1 protein-coding gene and 1 pseudogene are annotated in these 928 nt (G+C 40.4%); both read right to left on the bottom strand.

Annotation, left to right across the window (positions count from 1 at the left end; translation table 11 throughout):
* Positions 1-394, bottom strand: a pseudogene (locus CVN76_RS01155) (TVP38/TMEM64 family protein); the annotation flags it as partial.
* 120 nt (positions 395-514) lie between these two features.
* Positions 515-928, bottom strand: a 414-nt coding sequence (locus CVN76_RS01150; protein WP_100530112.1) for a QueT transporter family protein, incomplete at its 5' end; no start/stop codon positions are given.

The following is a 928-nucleotide window of genomic DNA, read 5'->3' as shown; positions in this document are numbered from 1 at the left end:
TTCCGGTAAAGACATACATAAAACCGTGCTCCACAACACTTTCTTGCCATTTTTTGTCCAGCTTCTTCAAAAGAAGGTCTTGAAACCAGTTTCTTGCAGCATAGAAGATCAATCCTGATGCTACTACACTCGTCAACCAACTCCAAAGGTAACCATATAAGAAGCCAAATATCGTGACATTGATCGTCAGGAGCAAAATTAATGGGATGATCGTAAATGAATTTTGGACAAACATCAATACGAATGTGACCAAAAAGGTGAGCGAGAGGTTATCCTTCAAGATGCCAATAACTGACTCCAGGTCACTTTTCCATACTAAAGTGAATAATTCTGCATTTGTGTAAATGAATATTGCAATACCCAACAGAACAATCAAAGTCAGGAATTTTTTCAAAGGGTCACCACCATTCTTACTTATAGTTTACCAGCTTCAGGTTCATTGGTGAAAAAAGAGCTGTCGCAAAATGCAGACAGCTCTTTTACAGTATAGTAGGTTCAGGAAGCGATGATTCCTTTAAAGCCACTTTTCAAACTGAATTCTTTTGTTCATTGCATAAATGATTGGCGCACCAACCAAAAGGACAACGAATTCACCAACAGCTGTGGTGCCCCAGCTTAACCAAAGCGGTAAGTCCAAGGCAAGGTTCAGTTCTATTGCAATCAAGAACATTGTGAACGTGAAAAAGATAATCGTCGCGATCATCCGTCCTTGGATACTTTTAATGAACCGCGAAACAAAAATGACCAGCAGCAGGGCGAGTATGGATTGCCCGACCCCGAAAATCAAGTCAAACGGAACCATGGGTGAAAATAGCAGATTCGAAATGAATACACCGCCTACGATGCCATAGATGTATTTTTTATTGAATACTATCAGATGGTTCAGCATTTCCGGAACCCGGAATTGGTATGCGCCAAAAGATATTGG

It is taken from the genome of Bacillus sp. mrc49 (assembly GCF_002803435.1).
The sequence above is the reverse complement of the archived record's forward strand: the minus strand, read 5'-3'. Positions and strand labels throughout refer to the sequence as shown.